Origin of the sequence: Arsenicitalea aurantiaca (assembly GCF_003994485.1) — a bacterium.
GTDB classification, from domain to species: domain Bacteria; phylum Pseudomonadota; class Alphaproteobacteria; order Rhizobiales; family Devosiaceae; genus Arsenicitalea; species Arsenicitalea aurantiaca.
Genome location: NZ_RZNJ01000005.1, coordinates 165132 through 185819, shown reverse-complemented (window position 1 = coordinate 185819; position 20688 = coordinate 165132). Strand labels below are relative to the sequence as shown.

The following is a 20688-nucleotide window of genomic DNA, read 5'->3' as shown; positions in this document are numbered from 1 at the left end:
CGGGATCGGGATCCCGGGCCTTTTTCTATTCGAACCGAACCAGAAGGTCCTTGGCATCGATCTGGTCGCCCGGCTTCACCAGCACTTCGGCGACGACCCCGTCCGCATCGGCATGCAGGGCGGTTTCCATCTTCATTGCTTCGATACTGAGCAGCACGTCGCCTGCGACGACGCTCTGGCCGGCCTTGACCGCAAGGCTCGAGACGACGCCCGGCATGGGCGCGCCGACCTGCTTGGCATCGCCCGGGGCGGCCTTGGGCCGCGCCACCACCGAGCCGGCCTTCAGCCGGTCGGGCACGGTGATGGTGCGCGGCTGCCCGTTGAGATCGAAGAAGACGCGGACCTGGCCCTTCTCGTTGGTTTCGGTGCGCCCCAGATACTGCACGACCAGCGTCTTGCCCTTCTCGATGTCGACGAGCAGTTCCTCGCCTTCCTCGAGCCCGTAGAAATAGACGGGCGTCGGGAGCACCTCGGTCGGGCCGTAGCTCTGCTGGGTCTTTGCGAAATCGGCATAGACCTTGGGATACATGAGGTAGGAGGCGAGGCGGAAATCATCGAGGCCCTGCCCGATCGCCTCTTCGGCCTTTGCGCGCTCGGCCTCGAGATCGACATCCTCGAGATAGGAGCCCGGGCGCCCGGTGAGCGGGGCCCTGCCCTTCAGCACCTTTTTCTGGAGCGCGGGCGGGAAACCGCCCGGAGGCTGGCCGAGATCGCCGGCAAAGAACCCGACCACCGAATCGGGGAAGGCGATCTCGCGCTCGGGGTTTTCGACATCGGCACGGGTGAGGCCCGAGGAGACCATGGCGAGCGCCATGTCGCCCACGACCTTGGAAGAGGGCGTGACCTTGACGATGTCGCCGAACATCTGGTTGACGTCGGCATAGGTCTCGGCCACCTCGTGCCAGCGCGTCTCGAGCCCCATGGAGCGCGCCTGCTCCTTGAGATTGGTGAACTGCCCGCCGGGCATTTCATGGAGGTAAACCTCGGACGCGCCCGAGCGCAGATCGCTCTCGAAGGCGCGATACTGGGTGCGCACCGCCTCCCAGTAGAACGAGATCTGCCGGATCGCCCGGGCATCGAGCCCGGGGTCGCGCGGACCTCCTTCGAGCGCCGCAACGAGCGAGCCGAGCGTGGGCTGGCTCGTCGTGCCCGAAAGCGCATCCATCGCCGCATCGACCGCATCGACCCCCGCCTCGACCGCCGCCAGCACGGTGGCTGCAGCGGCGCCCGAGGTGTCGTGGGTATGAAGGTGGATGGGGAGCCCGATCTCGGATTTCAGCGTCTCGACGAGCTTCTTTGCGGCCCGCGGCTTCAGAAGCCCCGCCATGTCCTTGATGCCGAGGACATGGGCGCCTGCCGCCTCGAGCTCGCGGGCGAGCCCGACATAATATTTGAGATCGTATTTCGAACGGTCCGGATCAAAGAGATCCCCGGTATAGCAGACCACCGCCTCGCAGACCTTGCCGGCCTCGGCCACCGCATCCATCGAGACGCGCATGTTCTCGACCCAGTTGAGGCAGTCGAAGACCCGGAAGACGTCGACCCCGCCCTTGGCGGCCTGGGCGACGAAGAACCGGACCACATTGTCCGGGTAGTTGGTGTAACCGACCCCGTTCGAGCCGCGCAGCAGCATCTGGGTCAAGATGTTGGGCGCGCCCTCGCGGACCCTCGCGAGCCGTTCCCACGGATCTTCGTTCAAGAAGCGCATGGAAACGTCGAACGTCGCCCCGCCCCAGCATTCGAGCGAAAAGAGCTCGGGCAAGCCGCGCGCATAGGCCTGGGCGATGCGCGTGATGTCATGGGAGCGCATGCGGGTGGCGAGGAGGCTCTGATGCGCGTCCCGCATGGTGGTGTCGGTAAAGAGCACCCGCTCCTGGGCCTTCATCCATTGGGCGAGGCCCTCGGGCCCGCGCGCATCGAGGATCTGCCGGCTGCCTTCGGGCGCCTCTGGACGGGGAAATTCGGGCACGACGGGCGCCGCGGCCTCTGCGGGCGGGCGCGGCCGGTCGCGCACTTCGGGGTGCCCGTTGACCGTGACATCGGCGATGTAGGAGAGGAGCTTGGTCGCCCGGTCCTGCCGCCGCTTGATGTCAAAGAGCGCCGGGGTCGTGTCGATGAAGCGCGTCGTGTAGCGGTTTCCGACGAAGTCGGGGTGGGTGATGATGTTTTCGAGGAAGGCCAGATTGGTCTGCACGCCCCTGATGCGGAACTCGCGCAGTGCCCGGTGCATGCGCGCGATCGCCTCGTCGGCGGTCGGAGCCCAGCAGGTGACCTTTTCAAGCAGCGGATCGTAATAGCGGGTGATGACCGCCCCCGCATAGGCGGTGCCGCCATCGAGCCGCACCCCGAACCCTGTCGCCGCGCGATAGGCGGTGATGCGACCGTAATCGGGGATGAAGTTTTCTTCGGGGTCCTCGGTCGTCACCCGGCACTGGATGGCGTTGCCATGGAGCGTGATGTCTTTCTGGAGCGGCACGCCGGATTCGGGCGTACCGATCACCGCGCCGTCCAGCAGCTTGATCTGCGCCTTGACGATGTCGATCCCCGTCACCTCTTCGGTGACGGTATGTTCGACCTGGATGCGCGGATTGACCTCGATGAAGTAGAATTCGTCGGTGTCGGCATCCATGAGGAATTCGACCGTGCCCGCGCCGCGATAATTGGCGGCATTGCCGAGCTTTAGCGCGGCATCGGTCAGCTTCGTGCGGACCTCGTCGGTGAGATAGGGGGCGGGCGCGCGCTCGACCACTTTCTGGTTGCGCCGCTGCACCGAGCAGTCGCGCTCGAAGAGATGGACGAGATTGCCGTGATCGTCCCCGATCAGCTGCACCTCGACATGGCGGGCGCGCTCGACCAGCTTTTCGAGATACATCTCGTCCTTGCCGAAGGCGGCCTTGGCTTCGCGCTTGCCTTCGGACACCTCCGATTTCAGTTCCTTTTCCGAGGTGATGCGGCGCATGCCGCGCCCGCCGCCGCCCCAGCTGGCCTTCAGCATCAGCGGATAGCCGATCTCGCCGGCCATCCGCGCGACCGCCTCGAGATCGTCCGGCAGGGGCTCGGTGGCGGGAACGACGGGCACGCCCGCAGCGATCGCCATGTTGCGCGCGGCGACCTTGTTGCCCAGATCCCGCATGGTCTGCGCGCGCGGGCCAATGAAGACGATCCCCGCATCCTCGCAGGCATCGGCGAATTCGGGGCTTTCCGAGAGGAGGCCGTAGCCCGGATGGATGGCATCGGCGCCCGAGATGCGCGCGATGCGGAGATATTCATCGATCTGGAGATAGGCCTCGACGGGACCCTTGCCGACCCCGATCAGATAGGCCTCGTCGGCCTTGAACCGGTGGAGCGCCAGCTTGTCCTCCTCGGCAAAGACCGCGACGGTCCTGAGGCCGAGCTCATTGGCCGCGCGAAAGACGCGGATGGCGATTTCGCTGCGATTGGCGACGAGGATTTTCTTGATGGCCATGATCGGTGATCCGTCGATGATCGGTTGCACGAAGGCGTCGGCCCGCGGGGCCCGAGGCCGCCACGGACGGATAAACGCCGGCGCATGGGAGAGCGCCGGCGAGGGAAAGTCCGCCCTCAGGCGCGGCCGAGATGGCCCGCGAGATGGGACATGTCATAGCCCGCATTGGCGGCGGCCGAGATGATCTCGCCGGCCGGCTCTTCGCCTGCGCGCGAGAGCGCCCAGAGCGTCGTCGAGCGCGTGCCCGAGCGGCAATAGCAGAGCACCGGACCCGCCGCGCCCTCGAGCACAGCCTTGGTCTCGGCGACCATTTCGGGCGTGACCCCTTCGCGTCCGAGCGGAATGGCGTGATAGGCGAGCCCGGCGGCTTCGGCCGCGGCCCGGATCGTCTCGCCATCGGGCTGGTCGGGGGCCTCCCCGTCGGGCCGGTTGTTGACGATCGCGACGAAACCGGCCGCCTTGATCGCCGGCAGGTCCTCCGGCGCGATCTGGGGCGCGACGCTCACATGCTCGTTGATCCGCTTGAGTTCCAAGGACTTCCCTCCTAGCCGCGCCGACCGTGGCGCCAGCGCGCACTATACGCCCCCCGGCCGGGCACGCAACATCGCCACCCGCGCATGGCGGGCCTGCGGCACCCCCCTTGCCAAGCCGGCGATTCTGGTCCAGCTTCCGCCCCGATGGTTCCCGCTGCCCCGGAAAGGGCGCGGGATTAAAAGGGAACACGGTGCGACGTACCCATCAGGGCGCAAGACCGTGGCTGCCCCCGCAACTGTGAGCGGCGAGTTTCGTCCGACAATGCCACTGGCCCGATGGGCTGGGAAGGCCGGACGCAACAGCGACCCGCGAGCCAGGAGACCTGCCGTCGATCGATGATTTCAACCCGGACGGGGTGTTCCGAGGGAGACGATGATGGCGCTTGACGACTTTTCAGACCAAAGCATCCTGACCCGCTCTGCCGGCCTGCCCCGCCTTGTCGCGGAGACCCGGAGTGGACCTTCACCAACCCCAGGGCGCTGAGGCCCTTGTCGGGCGGCGCCCCGCCGCGCTTGCCGTCGAGGATCTGGCCTGGGCCCCCGGCCCGGGCGAGCCGATCATCTCGGGGCTCGGCTTTGCCGTCGCGCCGGGCGAGATGCTGGCGCTGGTCGGCCCCAACGGGGCGGGCAAGTCGAGCCTGCTGCGCTGCCTCTACCGCTACCACCGCCCGCGTGAGGGCCGCGTGCTCCTCGACGGGGTCGACATCTGGTCGCTGCCGGCGCGCGACTGCGCCCGCCGCATGGCGACGGTGCTGCAGGAGCCGGCCTCCGATTTCGGGCTCAGCGTCGCCGAGATCGTCGAGCTCGGGCTGACCCCGCATCTGGGATGGACGACGCGGGCCCACGACCTCGATCCCGTCGAGCGTGCGCTCGAGCTGATGGGGGTTTCCGGCCTCGCCGCACGCAGCTTTGCTTCGCTCTCGGGCGGGGAGAAGCAGCGCGTGCTGATCGCGCGGGCGCTGGCGCAGGGCCCCGACATCCTCATCCTCGACGAGCCCACCAACCATCTCGACATCCGCCACCAGCTCGAGGTGCTCGCCATGCTGGCGCGGCTGCCGATCACGGTGATCGTCTCGTTGCACGACCTCTCGCTCGCCACCGCCCATGCCGACCGTGTGCTGGTGCTCGAAAAGGGCCGCATGGTCGAGCTCGGAACGCCTCTCGATGCGCTCACCCCCGAGCGGATCCGGCAGACCTTTGCGGTCGAGACCGCGATCGACACCCATCCCGCGACCGGACGGCCGCGCTTTTCCTTCCATCTCCATCCCTGAGAGCCAGCTCATGCGCCTGCTTTTCGCCCTGCCCGCCCTGCTGCTTGCCACCCCCGCCCTCGCCGAGCCCTTTCCGGTGACGGTCAGAAGCTGCGACCGCGACGTCACCTTCGAGGCGGCGCCCCAGCGCGCGGTCTCCAACGACGTCAACCTGACCGAGATGATGCTGGCGCTCGGGCTTACCGACCACATGGTGGGCGTGACCGGCATTTCGGGCTGGAACAAGATCGAGCAGGCCCTTGCCGCGGGCATCGAACTGCCCGAGCTCGCCCCGCAATATCCGAGCCGCGAAGTGCTGCTCGGGGCCGATGCGGACTTCTATTTCGCCGGCTGGAACTACGGCATGCGCGTGGGCGGGGACGTGACCCCCGAAACGCTCGGGCAATTCGGCATCGCCGTCTACGAGCTCACCGAAAGCTGCATCCACATCATGGACAAGCCCAAGGCCTCGCTCGAAGATCTCGATGTCGATCTGCGCAACCTCTCGAAGATCTTCGGGGTGCCCGAGCGCGGCGAGGCGCTGGTGGAGGGCTATGAGGCCGAGCTCGCCGCCTTCGAGGCCGGCCGCGAGGCGGTCGGGGAGCCGGTGCGCGCCTTCGTTTACGACAGCGGCGAAGACCGCGTCTTCACCGCCGGCCGCTACGGCATGCCCACCGCGCTGATCGAGGCGGCCGGCGGCGTCAACATCGCCGACGACGTCGCGGCCAACTGGGTCGAGATCGGCTGGGAGGCGGTGATCGAGCGGGCCCCCGAGGTGATCGTCATCGTCAATTACGGCAACGTCACCGCCGAGCAGAAGCGCGACTTCATGATGACCAACCCGGCCTTTGCCGACATTCCGGCGGTGCGCAACGACCGCTTCGTCACGCTCGAATATGTCGAGGCCACCCCCGGCCCCCGCAACATCGCCGCCATCAAGCGGCTCGCCGAGGCGTTCGCGGCCCGATGAGCCATCGCCACCTCGTCACCGGCCCGCGCCACACCCTCATCCACCTGACCCCGGCGATCACGCTCCTGCTCGGAGTGGTACTCGTCCTCGTCATGCTGGTCTCGATCGGGGTCGGCGCGGTCGCCATACCGCTCGAGACCGTCTGGGGCGTGATCGCCAACCGGATCGTTCCGGGCAGCGTGGCCGCGGACTGGTCGGCGGGGCGCGAAAGCATCGTCTGGGAAGTGCGCGCGCCGCGCATCGCGCTCGGCGCCATGGTCGGGGCGAGCCTGGCGCTCGTCGGGGCGGCACTGCAATCGGTGACGCGCAACCCGCTCGCGGACCCGCACCTTCTGGGCGTGTCCTCGGGCGCGGCCTTCGGGGCGATTTTCGTGCTGCTGCATACCGGGCTCTTTCTGGGCGTGGTGACGGTGCCGCTCTTTGCCTTTGCAGGTGCGCTCGGCGCGACGGCGCTCGTCGTGCTCATCGCCAACCTCACCGCCGCAACGAGCGCGAGCCGGCTGATCCTCGCAGGGGTCGCGGTCTCCTTCATCATTACCGCAGGCGGCAATCTCTTCATCTTCATGGGCGATCCGCGCGCCGCGCACACGGTGGTGTTCTGGATGCTGGGGGGGCTCGGGCTCGCCCAGTGGAACCAGCTGGTCTTTCCGCTCGCCGCACTTGTTGTCTGCGGCAGCTACATCATCGCCAATGCCCGCAGCTACAACGCCATGACGCTGGGCGACGAGAGCGCGACGACGCTCGGCATCCCCGCGCGCCGCTTCCGGCTCGTCACCTTCATCGTCTGCGCGCTGCTGACGGGATCGGCGGTGGCGTTTTCGGGGGTGATCGCGTTTGTGGGGCTGATGATCCCCCATATCGTGCGGATGATCGTGGGCGGCGACTACCGGCGCGTGCTGCCGCTCTCGGCCCTCTTGGGCGCGCTCTTTCTCGTTGTCACCGACATGCTGGCGCGCACCGTGATGGCGCCCCAGGACATGCCGATCGGCATTCTGACCGGGCTCATCGGCGGGGCGTTCTTCATCATCCTCATGCGGCACAACCGGGCGGTGGGCTGAACCGTCCGGCCCGCTGGCGACGCTATTGCGGCGCGCCGACCCAGGCGGACCAGATTTCCTCGCGCTCGGCGACGAAGGTTTCGGCCGCCGTTTCGACCGTCGCCCCGCCTTCGCTGAGCGAAAGCAGCAGCGCGTTCATCTCGCCCATCGGCATCTGCGCGCGCTGGAAATAGGAGGCGACCTGCGGGGCTTCGGCAAAGACCCATTCGGCCAGCGCGATCACCACCGGCTCGGGCGGAAAGGCCGTGGGCTCAGGCGCAACGCAGGCGGTGCGCCCGAGACAGAGATAGGCCTCCGGGTCGTAATCGCCGAGCTCGACGGCGGTGAAATCGAACTGCGCCAGCACCGCATTGGGCTGCCAGTAGTAAAAGAGGATCGGCTCCTGCCGGCTGAAGGCTTCGGCGAGCAGGGTATCGAGCTCGAAGCGGTTGGCCGGCTCGACGATATCGAAGCTTGCCGCAAGCCCATGCGCGGCGAGCAAATTGCGATTGACGACCGAACAGGCCCAGTCGATGGGACAGGAAATGAAGCGCCCCCGCCCTGCCGGGGCGGGGGGCGTTGCGGGCGCGGCGCCCTCCCCCGCCGTCGGGGCGGCATCGGCAGCGGGATCGACGGCAGGCGCTGCCGGCTCGGGCGTGTTCATGCTGTCGCGCGCAAAGATTGCGGCGCCTTCCCTGATCCCGGCAATGTTCGAAAGCTCGGGGAAGCGCGCCAGCACGTAATCGGGCACGAACCAGCCCTCGAAGCGGCTCTCTTCATAGGCAGGCCCGGCCTGGCGGACGCTCTGGGCGCGGAGCGCCGGGTTCCACACCTCGGCGATGCGCGAGATCCAGAGTTCGGGCGCGACGGCAGGCTGGCCCGAAGTCGCCATGGACGAACCGATGGGCGCCAGATCGCCCTGTTGGATGCGCACGACGCAATCATAATGTTGGGCGAGCAGCAGCGCATGGACTTCCGCCAGGATCGCCGCCGAGGGCCAGGGCATGCGCGCAATGGTGATCGGCTGGGTGCCGCAGGGGCGCGGCGCGGCGGCACCCGGGGCCGTCTCGAGGGTCGTGACCGACCCCTCCTGCCCCATGGCCATGCCAGCAAGGAGGGTCGAGGCGAGCGCAAGGCCGGCAAGGACACGGGTCGGGAAGGGGATGGGCATGCTCTGTCGTCTCCGCGCGGGGAATGGCGCGACACTAGAGCATTTTGCGCACCTGAAAAGGGCGTCGGCCCCTCCTCTGGCGTATCGGCGCCGCGCTTAGCCCAGCTGGGCGCGGGCGCCCGGACAACCCCGCAATTGCGGGTGACTCGGGGAAACGAAATGTGCAATGTTCGCACCAACGGGGCCAATCCTTGTGCCCCGGCAAGACGTTGCGCGCCGGCCGAAGAACGTGGACGAGCCACGCCGGCCCGATGCAACTCCAGTGAGAGGATGATTATGCAGAAATACAGGAAGCTTCTCGGTCTCGCCGTCGCCGCCTCGGCGCTCAGCGCTGCCACCCCGGCCCTCGCCCAGGACGTGACGATCGGCATTCTGGCCGACCTCACCGGCCCCATCGAAAGCCTTGCGCCCGCGATCGTCGCCGGTGCCGAGCTGGCGATCGCCCATGTCAACGCGCAGGGCGGCATTCTCGATGGCGGCACGCTCGCCAGCAGCGTCGCGGATTCGGGTTGCGACACCACCATGGGTGGCGCCGGCGCCGACCGTCTGGTCAACACCGACCAGGTGACTGCGATCGTCGGCGGCTTCTGCACCGGCGCGCTCGTCGGTGGCGCGAACGCTGCAGGCATTCCGGGCAATGTCGTGATGATCTCGCCTTCGGCCACCGCACCGGTCGTCACCGATCTCGACGACAACGACCTCGTCTTCCGCACCACCCCGTCGGACGCCTTCCAGGGCGTGAAGCTTGCCGATCATCTTTATGCAGAGGGTATCACCGACGTCGCGCTGACCTATGTCAACAACGACTATGGTGCGGGCCTCGCCAACGTCTTTGCCGAGCATTTCGCATCGCTGGGCGGCACGATCTCGGCCAATTTGGCCCATGAAGACGGCCGCGCCGACTATCGCGCCGAAATCGGCCAGCTCGCGAGCTCGGGCAGCCAGAACCTCGTCATCCTCGCCTATGCCTCGGGCTCGGGCCAGACCGTGCTTCGCCAGGCCGTCGAGGACGGGTCGTTCACCGTCTTCGTCGGTGGCGACGGCATGGTGGGCGATGAATTGCTGACCGGCGTCGATGCCAGTGCCGTTGAAGGCATGATCGCGACCCGCGCCGGCGCCTTCGAGGGCGAGTCGGCGACGATCTACGCCAATCTCGCGACCGAGGCCGGCAACGACCCCAACGCCACCTACGCCCCGCAGGCCTATGACGCGGCGTTCCTCCTCGCGCTTGCGATCGAGAAGAACGGTTCGGGCGACCGCGAGGGCCTTTCGGCCGCGCTGCGTGAAATCTCCTCGCCCCCGGGCGAGACGGTTCTGCCCGGCGAGTGGGAGAAGGCCAAGGCGCTGATCGCGGCCGGCACCGACATCAACTATGAGGGCGCCGGCGGGCCGCTCGACTTCGACGAGAACGGCGACGTGCCGGGCGTCATCGTCTACCTCAACATCGAGGGCGGCAGCTTCGTGGAGAAGGGCGTGATCGAGTAATCGATCGCCTCTTGCCCAGAAATGCGAAAGGCCCGGGGGCGACCCCGGGCCTTTTTCATTGAAGGCGCCTCTTCGCGCTCAGCGCTCGCGCCGGATCACCTCGGGCAGCAGCCCGCGCGGGGCGTAGCGCAGCGCAATGGTGATGACGAGCCCGAGGACGAACACGCGCATCTGCACCGAGCGCGTGGTGATGTCGGGAATGGCGCCCCAGCCGATCGCCTCGGTCCAGTTCGAGACGATTGTGAAGAGCCCCTGGCTGACCGAATCCGACATGACCCAGACGATCCAGATCAGCACCGCGCCGAACACCGCGCCCAGATTGTTGCCCGCGCCACCCACGATCAGCATCACCCAGACGAGGAAGGTGTGGTTGATGGGCTGGTAGGAATTGGGGTCGAGGATCTGGGTGAACGAGACGAGCATCGCCCCGCCGATCCCCATCAGCACAGAACCCAGAACGAAGATCTCGAGCTGCCGGCCGGTGACGTCCTTGCCCATGGAGCCGGCGGCGATGTGATTGTCGCGGATCGCACGCATCATCCGCCCCCATGGCCCGCCATAGGCGCGGTGCAGGAGGACGAGCACGAGAACGAGCACGATGAGCACGAGCGCAAAGAAGCCGAGCCGCGCCCAGACGAACGAGCTCGAGGGATCAAAGCCCATGGTTTGCAATTGCTGGGGCAGCGGGGTGGGCCAGGGAATGGGCGTGACCGTGAGCGTGCCGCGGGTCAGCCATTCCATGTTCTTGATGAGCGCCCGGATGATCTCGGCGATGCCGATGGTGGCGATGGCGAGATAATCGGTGCGCAGCCCAAGGCAGATCTTGCCGATGATGTAGGCGACGCCCGCCGCGAGCACGCCGCCGAACGCCCAGCCCAGCACCGGATGGAGCCCGAGCCCGCCGACGAACCCGGCGGTCGATTCGATATAGGCGGCCGCCGGATCGATCTGGCTGCGATAGAGGATGTAGGCGAAGATCCAGGCGAGGACGATGGCGGTGGTCCGGAGCTTGCCGGTGATGCCGAACCGGTCGAGCCGGCGCGCGCCGATGACGAGCAGCGCGCCTGCGCCGAAGGCGAGCAGCGCCCGCCCCAGCATCATCGGGCCATCCGAGCCCCAGAAGGCGGCATTGACCGGATAGGAGACGAACATGGTGGCGAACCCGCCCACCATGATGAAGCCCAATATGCCGAAATTGAAGAGGCCCCCATAGCCCCACTGGATGTTGAGCCCGAGCGCGATCAGCGCATAGGCCGCCGCTTCCACCAGCAGCCGCGAGGTGAAGGGCGCGCCGGTGGCGAGCCCCACGAGGATGACGAGGACGAAGAGCCCGGCAAAAAGGAGAAGGGACCGCTTCATGACGAGGCCCCCTTGAAGATACCCGTCGGCCGGACCAGCAGCGTGATGACGAGAATGACGAACGCGACCGAGAGCTTGTATTCGGTGGGCACGATCGAGAGATTGCCCGGCAGGCTCACCCATTCGGGGAAGATCCCCGAGATCGGGCGCAGCAGCACCGTCCAGTTGAAGACCGAGAGCGTTTCGGCAAAGCCGAGCAGGAACCCGCCCGCGATCGCGCCATAGGCATGGCCGAGCCCGCCCACGATCGCGGCCGCGAAGATCGGCAGCACGATGTTGAAGGCGAGATCGGGCTTCAGCGTCACGTCGAGCGCGAGCATGGTGCCGGCCGCGCAGGCGAGACTGCCGGCAATAAGCCAGGTGACGCGCACGACCAGCTGGGTGTTGATGCCCGAGACCTGCGCGAGATCGGGATTGTCGGCCATGGCGCGCATGGCCTTGCCGAGCCGGGAGCGGGTGAGGAAATAGTGGAGCGCAACGACGCTGACGAGGGTGACGATGAAGAGCAGCACATGCGGCTCGGTCATCGCGATGGGACGGGTGGCCCCGAGCCATTCGGTATCGATGCGGATCAGGCGCTTGGGCTCTTCGGCAAAGAAGGTGTAGGTGCCCGTGCCGAAGATCAGCCGGATGAGGCCCTGGATCATCAGCGTGACGCCGATCGAGGCGATGAGGAGCGTCACGGGCTTGGCCCCGCGCAGCCGGAGCGGCGCATAGAAGGCCTTGTCGAGCCCGAGCGCGATCAGGGCTGCGAGGACCATGGCGACGGGCAGGACGACGAAGCCGGTGGGCAGCGGAAAGGCGATGCCCGCGGCCGTCACGAGCCCTGCAAGCACGAAGGTTATGAACCCGCCCATCGTCATCATGTCGCCATGGGCGAAGTGCGCAAAGCGCAGGATCCCGAAGATCAGCGTGATGCCGACGGCCCCTAGCGCGTAGACGCAGCCGAGCACGGCGCCCGACACGATCACGTTGTTGAAAAAGAAAATGAGTTCGTTCAACGACCTAGCCCCCCAGGAAGCTCTTGGCGACTTCGGGATCGGCGATGAGTTCGGGGCCGGTGCCGGTGAACCGGTTCTGCCCCCCCGCCAGAACGAAGCCGCGCGTGGCGAAGGCGAGGGCCTGCCGCGCATTCTGCTCGACCATCAGGATGCCAACGCCCTCGGCATTGACCTTGACGATCTGCTCGAAGATTTCGATCACATAGCGCGGGCTGAGGCCCGCCGAGGGCTCGTCGAGCATGAGGAGCTTGGGCTGGCTCATCAGCGCCCGGCCCATCGCCACCATCTGGCGCTGCCCGCCCGAAAGCTCGCCTGCCGCCTGGCGGCGCTTTTCGGCGAGCACGGGGAACATCGAATAGACCCAGTCCCGCGTCGGACGGAAATCGTCGCGCCGGGTGAAGGCGCCCATTTCGAGGTTCTCCTCGACGCTGAGCGAGGTGAAGACGTTCTTTTCCTGCGGCACGAAACTCAAGCCCCGGGGCACCAGCTTGTCGGGCAGGGAATTGGCGATCTCCTCGCCTTCAAAGAGGATCGCGCCGCCCGTGACCTTGAGGAGCCCGAAGATCGCCTTCAGCGTCGTCGACTTGCCGGCCCCGTTGGGCCCGACGATCACCCCGATGTCGGAACGCTCGATGGCGATGTCGACGCCGTTGAGGATCGGTGCGCCGCCATAGCCGCCCACCACTTTTTCCAGCGAAAGCAGAGCCATCACGCAGCCTCCACCGGGCTGCCGAAATAGGCCTCGACGATTTCGGGATTGGCGCGGATCTCCTCCATCGGGCCCTCGGCGATCTTCTCGCCCTGCGCCATCACGATCACCGGGTCGCAGAGCCGTCCGATCAGGTCCATGTCATGCTCGATGACGAAGAAGGTGTAGCCGAGCTCGGTGTTCATGCGCTCGATATTGGCCGCGAGGTCCTGCAGCAGCGTCTTGTTGACGCCCGCCGCGACCTCGTCGAGCAGCACCACATGGGCATCCACCATCATCGTCCGCCCGAGCTCGAGAAGCTTCTTCTGCCCACCCGAGAGATTGCCCGCGAGCTCGTTCTTCACATGCGCGAGCTTCAGGAAATCGATGACGTCGAGCGCCTTCTGGCGCACCGCCGCATCGTTTGCAGCGACGCGGCCGGGCCGGAACCAGGTGTTGAGCAGGCTCTCCCCCGGCTGGTCGCCCGGCACCATCATCAGGTTCTCGAGCGCCGTCATGTTGGAGAATTCATGGGCGATCTGGAAGGTGCGCAGCATGCCGCGCCGGAAGAGTTCGTGCGGCTTGAGGCCGGTGACGTCCGCCCCGTCGAACATGATGGTGCCGCTGTCGGGCACGATATTGCCCGCAACCATGTTGAACAGCGTCGACTTGCCCGCGCCATTGGGGCCGATCAGCCCCGTAATGGATCCGCGCTCGACGCTGAGCGAACAATTGTTGACGGCGGTCAATCCGCCAAAACGTTTGCTGACGCCCCTGACGTCGATGACTGCGTCCACTGACACCCGGCCCGGTTCCTGTAAACATGATGATTGGGGCCGGGGCGGACCCGGCCTATTTTTTCGGCATCTGTTCACAAGCGGGCCGGGCGGTCAACCTTGACCAGTTGGTCAAATGGCGGCGAGAACCGCGTCGGCCGTGGATTTGTTGCAGGCGAACAATATGTCGTAGAGCGTGGCGAGCCGGGTCAGCGCCTTGACATCCACATCATGGGGCATGGCGGTCAGGGGATCGATGAAAAAGACGATGGCATCGAGCTTGCCCTCGACGATCATCGCGCCCAGTTGCGCGTCCCCGCCCAGGGGTCCGCTCTTGAGGCGGGTGAGGCTGAGCCCCGTCGCCGCCTCGATCCGTCCGCCCGTGGTGCCGGTGGCAAAGAGGGTGTGGCGCGAGAGCCGCTCGGCATTGGCGAGCGCCCAGGCGGCCATGTCGTCCTTCTTGTCGTCATGGGCGACGAGCCCGATGCTGGCCATGTGCTTCCCCCGATAGCGGCTCAGGCCGCGTCCTGTGCGCGGCGCGCCGTGAGTGCGAGCGCCGAATTGGCCTCCCGCCCGAGCGCCTCGACTTCCTCGGAAAGCCGCTCGATCGCCTTGCCGGCATCTTCGAGCGCCTCGGCGATGGTCTCGGTGTCGCTCGCGAAATTGCCCAGCTGCATTTCGAGCGCGCCGATCTGCCGGCTGAGGCTCGCCGCCTCGTTGAGCCCGCAGCGCGACTGCGCGCGGCTGTGGACGATGAGCGCGCGGATGTCGGTGGCGTTGCGCGTCATGGTCTGGGAGAGAGCCCGCGCCTCCTCGGCGATGGCGGCATAGGAGGGACCGCCCTCCGCGCCCTCGCGTCGCTGCTCGACCGAAGCGTTGAGGGTGAGCAGATTGGTCCGGTAGCTCACCTGCTCGATGGCCGAGACCATCTTGTCGATATCCACATTGGCCTTGTCGACGCCTTCGGCGGCCATCAGCGTGCGCCGCACCGAAACGCTCGCATCCTCGGCGAGGGTGGCGATGGGAAGCTGGCGGTTGAGCGAGGCGGTGCCGCGCTCGGCGCCGCGGGCAATGGCGCGCCGGGCGTTGTCGAGGCTGGTCTTGCAGGCTTCCGCGAGGTGAGCAAGGCTGGACGCGGCGACGCGATAGCCCTCGAGCCCGGCATCGACATCGTCGAACCGGCTCTCGAGCGCGCGCTGGGTCATCGTCGCATCCTCGACGGCGCGCTGATGGGTCTGCATGCGCTCGGCAAGGAGCCGCGCGAGCCCGAATGCACCGCGCTCGGAAAAGGCGAGCCCCTCGTCGAGCCCCTCGCCCGAGATCAGCCCGTCGATCGCGGTCATCGCCCGGTCGAGGCTCGCAAGTCCGTCCTCGAGCCTCCTGAGCCGCGGCGCCGCCTGGAGGGCTTCGGGCGAGAAGCGGAAGCTCGTCTCCCCCGCGAGCAAAGCGCGCGAAAAGGCCTCGATGTCGTCCTCGGGCAGGAACTCGCCCACGGGGGTGAGCTCGATCACCCAACGGTGGCCCGCCTGCATGCGGCGCGCGATGAAGCGGCGCCCGGCAAGCTCGACCATGGCCTCCTCGGGCATGCCGCCGCCGCCGGCGAGAAAGCCTGCGCCAAAGAGCACGTCGAGGGTCGCGCCTTCGATGCCGGCCTCGGGCAGGACCGAGACGAGCCCCTGGCTCGCCGCGAGGATCTCTCCGTCATGGGTGGCAACGAGGGCAGGATGGCGCAGGGCGCCGAGCGCGAGCTTGAACTGGCTGGCGCGCTCGAGACGCTGGACGAGATTGCCCACGATCGCCTCGACGCTGCGCGCGCCATCACCCGTCTCGGTCGTGACCGCGCGCCCAAGCGCAGCAAGCTTGGTCTCGAAGCTCCGCTCGGCCCGGCGCGTCAGCGCCTGGCTGCCGAAGAAGCCGGCGGCGGCGAGGATGAGAAGGAAGACGACCGAAAAGATCGAGAAGCCGAGGATCGAGACGACGACCAGCATGAGGACGAGCGCGCCGAACCAGGGCGCGTTGATGAGGAGCGCGCCCAAGAGCCGCTCCCGCTGCGCCCCGCGCGGCAAAAGGACGAGGGCGCGCGCGCGCTCGACCAGTCCGCTCATCACCTCGCTGAGGCCGACATCCCGCATCAACACCTGCCTAGCCTTCGGCAGCCTCCGCGCGAATCTCGCGCAGGCCCAATTGCATGTGCACGATGTCATGCCAGCGATCGAACTTGAAGCCCAGTTCGGGATAATGCCCGATGGTGCGGAAGCCGTGCTTTTCATGCAGGCGGATCGAGGCAGCGGTGCCCCCGGTGATGACCGCCAGCATCTGGTTGAAGCCGAAGGCGCGGGACTCGGCGATCAGCTTGCCGAGCAGCAGATTGCCGATGCCCTGCCTCGTCGCATCGGGGGCGAGATAGACGCTGTCCTCGCAGGTGAACCGATAGGCGAAGCGCGGCCGGTAGGTGGAGGCATAGGCATAGCCGACGAGCACGCCGTCGCGCTCGGCAACGATCACGGGATGGCCCAGATCGATCATCGTACCGAATTTGTGGGCCATCATCGCCTCGCTCGGCACCTCGGTATCGAAGGTTGCGACGCCATGGACCACGTGATGGGCGTAGATTGCGGAAATGGCCGGCACGTCGTGCCAGGCAAAGGGGCGCAGGATGGGATCGGCGGACACGTGAATCACCCGGACAGGAAAAAGGGCCGCAGCCTTTCTAGACTGCGGCCCTTCCGGGTTCCAGATGGTGCGCGGTGACTATTCGCGGTTGCCGAACAGGCGCAGCAGCATCATGAACAGGTTGATGAAGTCGAGATAGAGCGACAGCGCGCCACGGATGGCGTTGCGCCCCAGCACGTCCGCACCATGGGAGGCCGAGTAGCTCTCCTTGATCTTCTGCGTGTCATAGGCGGTGAGGCCCACGAAGATCAGCACGCCGACCGCCGAGATGGCAAACTCGAGCGCCGAGCTCTGCATGAAGATGTTCACGACCATCGCGATGATGAGACCGATGAGGCCCATGAACAGGAACGAGCCCATGCCCGTCAGGTCACGCTTGGTGGTGTAGCCATAGAGGCTCATCGAGCCGAAGGTCGCCGCCGTGATGAAGAACACCTTGGCGATCGAGGCATCGGTGTAGACCGTGAAGATGGACGAGAGCGAAAGCCCCATCACCGCTGCGAACGCCCAGAACACCATCTGCGCGGTCGGCACGCTCATCTTCTCGAGCCCGAAGCTGAGCGCGAGCACGAAGGCGAGCGGGGACAGTGCGAGCACCCACATCAGCGGGCTGCCATAGACCGCCTGGGCGATCGCCGGATCGCTCATCACCCACTGGTTGAAGAAGAAGGCGACCACGCCTGTGACAACCAGGCCGATCCCCATGTAGTTGTAGACCCGCAGCATGTAGCTGCGCAGCCCCTCATCGATTACCGCGGCGCTTCCGGCCCGCGCGGCATAAGTCGACCGGTCGAATTCAGCCATGGTCAAATTCCCTTTCCTGGCGAGATGTCGTCGAAAGACCCCCTGTGACGGTACCTTTCGCCTTTGTGCGACAATATGGCGGTGGGCCCCGCCGATTACAAGGGATCAACACATTGTGGGCGCACGCGGAATGTCGCAGGCATCCACAGGCGGGGCGGGCCGGCAGCGGGGCCATTGCGGGGCGGGCGCACTGTGCTACCGTTTTGCTGCGTGCAAACGCGAATCGGGTGGTTCAAACGCGGGAGGTGGGCGATGCCCAGGCTCTTTACCGGTCTCGAAATCCCCGAGGAGATCGCGCTGCGCCTCTCCTTGAAGCGCGGTGGCCTGCAAGGCGCGCGCTGGATAGACAAGGACAATTACCACATCACGCTGCGCTTCATAGGCGATGTCGATCATGTGACCGCCGACGAGGTGGCCGACGGGCTCGACCGGCTCTCGAACTCGATGGCCTTCGACATCCGCCTCACCCATCTGGGCGCCTTCGGCTCGCACAAGCCCCATTCGCTCTATGCCGGGGTCGAGCTCGACAGCTCGCTGATGCGCCTGCAGGCGGCGCAGGAGCGGCTGTTGCAGACGGTCGGGCTCGCGCCCGAGGGCCGCAAGTTCATCCCCCATGTCACCCTCGCCCGGCTGCGCGGCACCCAGAGCGCCGAGGTCGCGCGCTTCCTCGATTTTTCGGGGCGCTTCGAGCCCATGCAGTTCCCGGTGGGGCGGTTCGTGCTCTTTTCGAGCCGGGACTCCGTGGGGGGCGGCCCCTATGTGATCGAACAGGCCTATCCCCTCGCCGCCTGAGCCCTCGGCGCGAGGGGTCGCGTCATGGTTAACCTTTCCTTCAGCATGAGGGTCCATCAAGAAGGGGTGCGTCCGGCGCGCCAAAATGCCGACACGATTGACGCTATGGTCGCGACTTAATTCAAATCCACTTCGGTTTGAGCGTCTGGCGACCACGGGGCGGCTGGTGGTGGCCGGATGGACGGCGACGAGACCTCAAGAGGAAGGAAGTGTTGGCGATGACATCGAAGATGCGCGGCCTGCTCAGCGGCGTTGCGATTGCGGGAATGTGCGTGGGCCTTGCCGCCCCGGCGGGAGCACAGGAAGCCACGAGCCTGGGGACGTTCAATGCCTGGACGGCCTGGCAGAGCACCGACGCCAATGGGGTGATGTGCTATATCTCTAGCACCCCCAGCGACAGCCAGCCCGGCAATGTGAACCGGGGGGCGATCCATTTCCTGATCATCCACCGCAAGGGCCTAGGCACGAGAAACGAAGTGCAGAGCCTGATCGGCTACCCCTTCAACACCTCCAACGCCAACGCCTCGGCGACGATCGACGGGCGCGCCTATCCGATGGTGACCGAAGGCGAGGCGGCATGGCTCGCCAGCGCCAGCGACGAGAGCGGGTTCGTGCAGTCCTTCCGTGCCGGTTCGCGGCTCGTGGTGCGCGGCACGAGCCAGCGCGGCACCAACACCACCGACACCTATTCGCTTTCGGGCAGCGCGGCGGCGATGGACGCCATCGACCGCGCCTGCGCCTGAGCGGCAACGCCTTTGCGCCATGTGCGTTGTGCCCGGCGCCCCCGAATGGGCGTCGGGCACATCGCCCTTTAGGCCGGAGCTTCGATGATGACTGTGTTCAAGCGCGTCTGCCGCGCCATGCTGGTGCCCATGCTCGCCCTTTCGGCGATCACTCCCGCGGCCGCGCAGGTCCAGCTTCTGGGCGATTTCAACCGCTGGTCCTCCTATTCGGCGAGCGAAGGGGGCAATGCGATCTGCTTCGCACTGACCCGCCCGAGCGAAACCAATCCGACCCCTGACGGCTATGGCGACGCCTATATCTACCTGACCAACCGGCCCGCCGAGAATGCGCGCGCCGAGTTCAATTTGATCGCCGGCTACACCTTCGCGCCCGATACCGAAGCGACGCTTTCGGTCGGCGGGCAGAGCTTTGCGCTCTTTACCCAGAACGATGCGGCCTGGCTGCTCGACCAGAGCCAGACCGAGACCCTGGCCGGAGTGATGCGCGCGGGTTCGAGCGTCGTCGTCGAGGGCACCTCCGAGCGCGGAATCCGCGTGCGGCAGACCTTCTCGCTTTCGGGCGCCACCGCCGCCTCGCGCGCCATCGACCAGCAGTGCGGCTGAGACGGGCCGAAGAGGCCCGGAGCTGAACGCGGGCTCGTGCTTTGCGCGCGCCCGCCACTTGTGCTATCGGCAGGGCTCTCTATCTGATCGTCATATCGTTTTGACCGCCGCAGAGGCGCGGGACACGCATTCATGAGCATTGCCCTCAATCTCGACCACACGACCGCGCCCCGCCCTCTCCTGCAGGGCCGAACCTCGCTCGTGGGGCTCGGCAAGGCCGAACTCGCCGACGCGCTCGGCAGCGTCGGGGTCGTCGATCGCGAGGCGCGCATGCGCGCCAGCCAGCTCTGGAACTGGATCTACGTCAATGGCGTGACCGATTTCGAGCGGATGACCAACATCCAGAAGGGGTTCCGCCAGAAGCTCGCCGACAGCTTCCTGCTCGACCGGCCCGAGATTGTCTCCGAGCAGGTTTCCTCGGACGGCACGCGCAAATGGCTCTTTCGCTATCGCGACCCCAAGGCGCCGATGATGCCGCCGGTCGAAGTGGAAACCGTCTACATTCCCGAGGCCGATCGCGGCACGCTCTGCGTTTCGAGCCAGGTGGGGTGCACGCTCACCTGTTCGTTCTGCCACACCGGCACCCAGAAGCTCGTGCGCAATCTGACCGCAGGGGAAATCCTGGGGCAGATCCTGATGGCGCGCGAGCGGCTCGGCGATTTCCCCGGCGGCAGCCGCCCCGATGATGGCGGGCTCGTGCCGGGCGGGGAAACCCGCGCCATCACCAATATCGTGATGATGGGCATGGGCGAGCCGCTCTACAATTACGACAATGTGAAAAAGGCGCTGCTGATCGCGTCCGACGAGGCGGGGATCTCGCTCTCCAAGCGCCGCATCACGCTCTCGACCTCCGGCGTCGTGCCCCAGATCGAGCCCACGGGCCGCGAGATCGGGGTGATGCTGGCCATTTCGCTCCACGCCGTGCGCGACGATCTGCGCGACATGCTGGTGCCCATCAACAAGAAATGGCCGCTCGCCGAACTGCTGGAGGCGTGCCGCAATTATCCCGGGCTTTCGAACGCGCGCCGCATCACCTTCGAATATGTGATGCTGGACGACATCAACGATTCCGACGCCGATGCGCGCGAACTGGTGCGGCTCCTCGCCGGCATTCCCGCCAAGATCAACCTCATTCCGTTCAACCCCTGGCCGGGCACGAACTATGCCTGCTCGCCCTCTTCGCGCATCGAGCGGTTCGCCGACATCGTCAACCGCGCCGGCTATGCGAGCCCCGTGCGCACCCCGCGCGGGCGCGACATCTTCGCGGCCTGTGGGCAGCTGAAGTCGGAAACCGAGCGGCTCTCGAAAAAGGACCGCGAAGCGCTCTCGGCCTGACG

Annotated in this window: 19 protein-coding genes and 1 riboswitch; of the genes, 8 read left to right on the top strand and 11 right to left on the bottom strand. The window is 66.6% G+C overall.

What is annotated here, in order from left to right:
• Positions 1–25: 25 nt before the first annotated feature.
• The gene (gene pyc, locus EMQ25_RS14845) at positions 26–3466 is read right to left on the bottom strand and encodes a pyruvate carboxylase (protein WP_127189382.1); all 3441 of its coding nucleotides are present in this window, start codon (positions 3464–3466) and stop codon (positions 26–28) included.
• A gap of 116 nt (positions 3467–3582) precedes the next feature.
• A complete protein-coding gene (locus EMQ25_RS14840) occupies positions 3583–3999 on the bottom strand; it encodes a protein tyrosine phosphatase family protein (protein ID WP_127189381.1) in 417 nt (138 codons plus the stop codon).
• A gap of 128 nt (positions 4000–4127) precedes the next feature.
• Positions 4128–4344: riboswitch (cobalamin riboswitch) on the top strand.
• 110 nt (positions 4345–4454) lie between these two features.
• Between EMQ25_RS14840 and EMQ25_RS14835 the strand changes: the two genes are divergently transcribed.
• From EMQ25_RS14835 to EMQ25_RS14825, 3 genes are read left to right on the top strand one after another with little or no spacing between them, the layout of a single operon-like run.
• A complete protein-coding gene (locus EMQ25_RS14835) occupies positions 4455–5270 on the top strand; it encodes an ABC transporter ATP-binding protein (RefSeq protein ID WP_127189380.1) in 816 nt (271 codons plus the stop codon).
• A gap of 10 nt (positions 5271–5280) precedes the next feature.
• The gene (locus tag EMQ25_RS14830) at positions 5281–6219 is read left to right on the top strand and encodes an ABC transporter substrate-binding protein (protein ID WP_127189379.1); all 939 of its coding nucleotides are present in this window, start codon (positions 5281–5283) and stop codon (positions 6217–6219) included.
• Complete coding sequence (locus EMQ25_RS14825; protein WP_127189378.1) at positions 6216–7277, top strand: FecCD family ABC transporter permease; 1062 nt, start codon at positions 6216–6218, stop codon at positions 7275–7277. The genes EMQ25_RS14830 and EMQ25_RS14825 overlap by 4 nt, the downstream gene beginning before the upstream one ends.
• A gap of 22 nt (positions 7278–7299) precedes the next feature.
• On the opposite strand, the gene EMQ25_RS14820 is transcribed toward EMQ25_RS14825, so the two are convergent.
• Positions 7300–8427, bottom strand: a complete 1128-nt coding sequence (locus tag EMQ25_RS14820; protein WP_127189377.1) for a glycine betaine ABC transporter substrate-binding protein — start codon at positions 8425–8427, stop codon at positions 7300–7302.
• A gap of 276 nt (positions 8428–8703) precedes the next feature.
• Between EMQ25_RS14820 and EMQ25_RS14815 the strand changes: the two genes are divergently transcribed.
• Positions 8704–9912 carry an ABC transporter substrate-binding protein gene (locus tag EMQ25_RS14815; RefSeq protein ID WP_127189376.1) on the top strand — a complete coding sequence of 403 codons (1209 nt, stop codon included), beginning with the start codon at positions 8704–8706 and terminating at the stop codon, positions 9910–9912.
• Between the two features lie 78 nt (positions 9913–9990).
• On the opposite strand, the gene EMQ25_RS14810 is transcribed toward EMQ25_RS14815, so the two are convergent.
• The 8 genes from EMQ25_RS14810 to EMQ25_RS14775 form a co-directional block, all read right to left on the bottom strand.
• Entirely contained in the window at positions 9991–11271 is a 1281-nt protein-coding gene (locus EMQ25_RS14810) for a branched-chain amino acid ABC transporter permease (protein WP_127189375.1), read from the bottom strand.
• On the bottom strand, positions 11268–12272 hold the full coding sequence (locus tag EMQ25_RS14805) for a branched-chain amino acid ABC transporter permease (RefSeq protein WP_127189374.1): 1005 nt from the start codon (positions 12270–12272) through the stop codon (positions 11268–11270). Before EMQ25_RS14805 ends, EMQ25_RS14810 begins: the two co-directional genes overlap by 4 nt.
• A gap of 4 nt (positions 12273–12276) precedes the next feature.
• A complete protein-coding gene (locus EMQ25_RS14800) occupies positions 12277–12981 on the bottom strand; it encodes an ABC transporter ATP-binding protein (RefSeq protein ID WP_127189373.1) in 705 nt (234 codons plus the stop codon).
• On the bottom strand, positions 12981–13763 hold the full coding sequence (locus tag EMQ25_RS14795; RefSeq protein WP_204570039.1) for an ABC transporter ATP-binding protein: 783 nt from the start codon (positions 13761–13763) through the stop codon (positions 12981–12983). The genes EMQ25_RS14800 and EMQ25_RS14795 overlap by 1 nt, the downstream gene beginning before the upstream one ends.
• A 105-nt stretch (positions 13764–13868) precedes the next feature.
• Complete coding sequence (locus tag EMQ25_RS14790; protein ID WP_127189372.1) at positions 13869–14231, bottom strand: methylglyoxal synthase; 363 nt, start codon at positions 14229–14231, stop codon at positions 13869–13871.
• Positions 14232–14251: 20 nt separating this feature from the next.
• Positions 14252–15868: a methyl-accepting chemotaxis protein gene (locus EMQ25_RS14785; RefSeq protein ID WP_127189371.1), complete on the bottom strand. Its 1617-nt coding sequence runs from the start codon at positions 15866–15868 to the stop codon at positions 14252–14254.
• Positions 15869–15878: 10 nt separating this feature from the next.
• Positions 15879–16409, bottom strand: a complete 531-nt coding sequence (locus EMQ25_RS14780; RefSeq protein ID WP_244606602.1) for a GNAT family N-acetyltransferase — start codon at positions 16407–16409, stop codon at positions 15879–15881.
• Between the two features lie 78 nt (positions 16410–16487).
• On the bottom strand, positions 16488–17213 hold the full coding sequence (locus EMQ25_RS14775) for a Bax inhibitor-1/YccA family protein (RefSeq protein ID WP_127189370.1): 726 nt from the start codon (positions 17211–17213) through the stop codon (positions 16488–16490).
• Between the two features lie 252 nt (positions 17214–17465).
• Between EMQ25_RS14775 and thpR the strand changes: the two genes are divergently transcribed.
• From thpR to rlmN, 4 genes are all read left to right on the top strand, one after another.
• Positions 17466–18005, top strand: a complete 540-nt coding sequence (thpR, locus tag EMQ25_RS14770) for an RNA 2',3'-cyclic phosphodiesterase (protein WP_127189369.1) — start codon at positions 17466–17468, stop codon at positions 18003–18005.
• Between the two features lie 218 nt (positions 18006–18223).
• The gene (locus EMQ25_RS14765) at positions 18224–18748 is read left to right on the top strand and encodes an invasion associated locus B family protein (protein WP_127189368.1); all 525 of its coding nucleotides are present in this window, start codon (positions 18224–18226) and stop codon (positions 18746–18748) included.
• An 84-nt stretch (positions 18749–18832) separates the two neighbouring features.
• Positions 18833–19351, top strand: a complete 519-nt coding sequence (locus EMQ25_RS14760; RefSeq protein WP_127189367.1) for an invasion associated locus B family protein — start codon at positions 18833–18835, stop codon at positions 19349–19351.
• A 132-nt stretch (positions 19352–19483) separates the two neighbouring features.
• On the top strand, positions 19484–20686 hold the full coding sequence (gene rlmN, locus EMQ25_RS14755) for a dual-specificity RNA methyltransferase RlmN (RefSeq protein WP_127189366.1): 1203 nt from the start codon (positions 19484–19486) through the stop codon (positions 20684–20686).
• Positions 20687–20688 lie beyond the last annotated feature (2 nt).